Source organism: Arthrobacter sp. 7Tela_A1, assembly GCF_049311065.1.
Classification (GTDB): domain Bacteria; phylum Actinomycetota; class Actinomycetes; order Actinomycetales; family Micrococcaceae; genus Arthrobacter_B.
This window is the reverse complement of the sequence record NZ_JAXIOO010000071.1, coordinates 1-4,220: the sequence shown is the minus strand read 5'-3', so window position 1 is coordinate 4,220 and position 4,220 is coordinate 1. Positions and strand designations below refer to the sequence as shown.

Here is a 4,220-nt window from a genome sequence, read left to right as displayed (position 1 = left end):
GGCGCCCCCCCCCCCGGGCCGTTTTTGCTTATCCCCCATACACGAGAGGCCAGTTACGGCTCCTTTGAGGCGTCAAAGGGGCCGTAACTGGCCTCTCGGCGCCGGGCGGGTTAGGAGGCGTAGCCCTGCGGGTTCTGCTTCTGCCAGTTCCAGTGGTCCCGGCACATATCATCCAGGGAACGGCTTGCAGCCCAGCCGAGTTCAGCCAGGGCCGCGGACGGATCGGCGTAGCTGACGGCGGCGTCTCCGGGCCGGCGCGGAGCGAAGTCGTAGGGCACGTCCTTGCCGGCGGCCTTGGAGAACGCAGCCAGCACTTCGAGGACAGAGGAGCCGTTGCCGGTGCCCAGGTTCCACCGCTTGACGCCTTTGCGCGCAGCAATATAGTCCAGTGCCGCCAGATGGCCCGCGGCCAGGTCAACCACGTGGATGTAGTCACGGACACCTGTGCCGTCCGGGGTGGGGTAGTCGTTGCCGAAAACCATAACCTTCTCGCGGCGGCCCACGGCGACCTGTGCCACGAAGGGCAGCAGGTTGTTCGGCACACCTGTGGGGTCTTCGCCGATGCGGCCGGATTCGTGGGCACCAACAGGGTTGAAGTAGCGCAGCAGCGCGATGCTCCAGCGCTCGTCCGAGGCGCCGAGGTCGGTGAGGATGTCTTCGATCTGTTCCTTGGTCCGCCCATAGGGGTTCACGGCGTCCAGGGGCATCTTCTCGACCAGCGGCACTTCTTCGGAAGCGCCGTAAACCGTGGCGGACGAGCTGAACACAATGGTCCGGACGTCATGGCGGTCCATGGCTTCGAGCAGGTTCAAGGTGCCGGCAACGTTGTTCCGGTAGTAATGCAGAGGTTTGGCCACGGACTCGCCCACGGCCTTGAGGCCGGCGAAATGGATGACCGCGTCGGGGGAGTGCGCGGCGAAGATGTCCTCGAGTGCCTGCGGGTCCAGCAGGTCTGCCTGGACAAAGTCGGCGGTGCGCCCGGCAAGCTCTGCCACCCGCTCCAGGGACTTGGTGCTGGAGTTCGCCAGGTTGTCCATGACGACGACGTCATGTCCCGCGTTGAGCAGTTCGAGGGTGGTGTGGGAGCCGATGTACCCGGTTCCTCCGGTGACTAGTATGCGCATGAATCCAGCCTAGCGGTTTAGCGCGCGGTCCCTTTGCTAGCCGACGGCCACGGGGACGACGTGGATGGCGACCTGGGTGGCCGGTGCATCGGATTCGGCCCACTCACCGGTGCCGCGGTTCCAGGTCCGGGAGTCATAGGCCACTTCATTGATGTCCAGGGGCTTGGCGTTGGCTACGGCCCACTGCGCCAATGACCAGCCATACTCACCCTCCGCACCCACCAGCAGCACGTCTCCGAGTACCACGGCCTGCTGCTCGCCATAGAGGTAGGACATCGAGGAAAGCACTGTCTCCGGGTTTCCGGGGGCGGCCGCCGGGTTGAGCCGGCAGGTCAGGGCAGCGGGTGACTGTCCGGTAAGCGCTGAGGCGAAGGCACGGCCCTCGGGCTCATGGTCGGCGTAGGCCTCCGGGTAGGCACTGCGCTGGACCGTCTGTGCGGCCACGGTGACCGGCAGGTCCTGGTAACCGGGAACCTTCTCCAGTGCGTTGTAGAACGCATTGGCGGCGTAGACCGGATCCATCACCTGCTCTTCGCTGCCCCAGCCCTGTGTGGGCCGTTGCTGGAACAGCCCTCGGGAATCAGGCCCGGCAGTGTCGCCGTAGTCGATGTTGCGCAGCCCGGACTCCTGGACTGCCGTCGCCAGCGCAATCGACGCCGCCCGCGGCGGGCGCCCGCGGGCGACGGCGACAGCCGTGATCGTGGCGGCATGGGAGGCCTGCTCCGGAGTCAGCGAATACGTTCCCCCGTTCGCCGTCGCTGTGCACCGCTCCCTGAACGGTTTCTCATCACCGGAATTGGCTGCCAGCACCAGGAGGTACAGGACCACCGCCGCAGCGAAGGCGGCCGCCGCCAGAAGGACGGTGACGCCCTTCCGGCGGGTTGGAAGCTGCGGGGTGCGGTAGCCCACGGGCTTCCTCCTTGGTGCGCTGACTAGTTGGCGTGCAGCGCTTCGTTCAGTTCGACGGTGCGGGCCAGACGGGGGAGGACCTCGACGGCGCCGGAAACCGAGTTGCGGCGGAAGAGCAGCCCCGGGACCCCGGAGAGTTCTGCGGCCTTGACGGTGCGGACGTCGCCGGATTCGGGGTCGACCACGTTGACGCGCGTTCCGGCTGTCACGTAGAGGCCCGCCTCAACCACGGTGTCATCGCCAATGCTGATGCCCACGCCGGAATTCGCTCCGAGCAGGACACGTTCGCCGACGGTGATCCTCTCCTTGCCGCCGCCGGACAGGGTTCCCATGATGGATGCCCCGCCGCCGACGTCGCTGCCGTCCCCGACGACCACACCGGCAGAAATGCGTCCCTCAACCATGGAGGTCCCAAGAGTGCCCGCGTTGAAATTAACGAATCCTTCATGCATGACCGTGGTGCCCTCGGCGAGGTGCGCGCCCAGGCGCACGCGGTCGGCGTCGGCGATGCGGACGCCCGTGGGCAGGACGTAGTCCACCATGCGGGGGAACTTGTCGACGCCGTAGACGGTCACCGCACCGCGGGCGCGCAGGCCAACGCGGACCCGGTCGAAGCCTGCGACCTGGCAGGGACCGAAGTTCGTCCAGACGACGTTCGGAAGCACGCCGAAGATCCCGTCGAGGTTGATGGTGTTCGGAGCGGCCAGCCGGGCGGACAGAACGTGGAGGCGCAGGTAGGCGTCTGCGGTGGTGGACGGAGCAGCGTCCAGGTCGATTTCCGTTGCAACGACTTCACCGCGGGTTCCGCGGACGTCGTCGGCCATGGCTTCGGCTGCTGTGCCGAGCTCTGCCGCCAGGGCCGGATCGTCTGTCAGGCCGGCCAGCCGGGGCTGCGGGTACCAGACGTCGAGGACAGTGCCGTCAGCGGCGACGGTGGCCAGTCCAAGGCCGGAAGCGGTGCGGGCGGAAGCGTCTGAAGCGGGGATCGAAGTCATGGGATCAAGTCTACCGAGCGGTAGTCTGGAGCGGTGACCGTATTACCGCATAAGCATCTTGACCTGCAGGGCGACGTCGCTGCCCTCACCGCCGCCCTCATGGACATCGAAAGCGTTTCCGGCAACGAAGCTGCCATCGCTGACAGTGTGCAGGCCGCGCTGGAGGCGCTGGACCATCTGGAAATAGTGCGCGACGGCGACTCCATCATGGCCCGCACCAACCTGGGCAGGCCTGAACGGGTGATCCTGGCCGGGCATCTGGATACCGTTCCGCTTCCGGCAGTCCCCGGGTCCAAGGGCACCGTCCCCTCGAGCTGGGACGGCGACGTGCTGTACGGCCGCGGCGCCACTGACATGAAGGGCGGCGTGGCTGTCCAGCTGGCCCTTGCCGCCGGACTCACGGAACCCAACCGGGACATTACGTTCGTCTTTTACGACCACGAAGAGGTTGACGCCTCACTCAGCGGGCTGGGCCGGCTGGAGAAATCCTTCCCGGAATGGCTGAAGGCAGACTTTGCCATCCTGCTGGAACCGACGGACGGAACCGTCGAGGGCGGGTGCAACGGCACTATGCGTTTCCAGGCCACAACCACCGGAAAGGCAGCCCACTCAGCACGGGCGTGGATGGGGGAGAACGCCATTCATGCGGCAGCCGAGATCCTGGTACGGCTGCGCGATCACGAGCCGGCCACCGTCAGGGTCGAAGGACTGGACTACCGGGAATCGCTGAACGCCGTGAAGATCCACGGCGGTACGGCCGGAAACGTCATTCCTGATTCCGCCGTCGTGGAAATCAACTACCGGTTCGCCCCGGACAAGGACCTGGAGCAGGCCGAGGCCTACGTAAGGAATCTCCTGCAGGGCTTTGACCTGGTCCGCACCGATGCCTCCGCCGGGGCCCGCCCGGGACTGGACCGTCCCGCGGCAGCCAGCTTCGTCACCGCCGTCGGCGCGGAACCCAAACCCAAGTACGGCTGGACCGACGTCGCCCGCTTCAGTGCCCTGGGGATTCCCGCGGTGAACTTCGGTCCGGGGGATGCGCTGCTGGCGCATTCGGACAATGAGCACGTCAGCGCCGGTGCCATCCGTGAATGCCTGGCCGCGCTCCAGACCTGGCTCGCATCCTAGGCTTCCCCATCGAGATAGCAGAAAATGCCCTTTAGAAGCTTCTTAAGGGCCTTTTCTGGGGTCG

Annotated in this window: 4 protein-coding genes; 1 reads left to right on the top strand and 3 read right to left on the bottom strand. The window is 66.3% G+C overall.

Annotation, left to right across the window (positions count from 1 at the left end; all coding sequences use genetic code 11):
• Positions 1 to 110: 110 nt before the first annotated feature.
• From galE to dapD, 3 genes are read right to left on the bottom strand one after another with little or no spacing between them, the layout of a single operon-like run.
• The gene (gene galE / locus TVB01_RS16475) at positions 111 to 1,124 is read right to left on the bottom strand and encodes a UDP-glucose 4-epimerase GalE (RefSeq protein ID WP_422456982.1); all 1,014 of its coding nucleotides are present in this window, start codon (positions 1,122 to 1,124) and stop codon (positions 111 to 113) included.
• A gap of 36 nt (positions 1,125 to 1,160) precedes the next feature.
• Positions 1,161 to 2,033, bottom strand: coding sequence for a hypothetical protein (locus TVB01_RS16470; protein WP_422456981.1), 873 nt, complete (start codon positions 2,031 to 2,033; stop codon positions 1,161 to 1,163).
• Between the two features lie 23 nt (positions 2,034 to 2,056).
• Positions 2,057 to 3,028, bottom strand: a complete 972-nt coding sequence (gene dapD, locus TVB01_RS16465) for a 2,3,4,5-tetrahydropyridine-2,6-dicarboxylate N-succinyltransferase (RefSeq protein WP_422456980.1) — start codon at positions 3,026 to 3,028, stop codon at positions 2,057 to 2,059.
• Between the two features lie 33 nt (positions 3,029 to 3,061).
• On the opposite strand from dapD, the gene dapE reads away from it, so the two are divergent.
• A complete protein-coding gene (gene dapE, locus TVB01_RS16460) occupies positions 3,062 to 4,156 on the top strand; it encodes a succinyl-diaminopimelate desuccinylase (RefSeq protein WP_422456979.1) in 1,095 nt (364 codons plus the stop codon).
• The last annotated feature ends 64 nt before the right edge of the window (positions 4,157 to 4,220 follow it).

What these genes read in the sequence shown, in the direction of transcription:
- galE (WP_422456982.1), bottom strand. Translation starts at nt 1,124, where the DNA reads ATGCGCATACTAGTCACCGGAGGAACCGGGTACATCGGCTCCCACACC.
- dapD (WP_422456980.1), bottom strand. Translation starts at nt 3,028, where the DNA reads ATGACTTCGATCCCCGCTTCAGACGCTTCCGCCCGCACCGCTTCCGGC.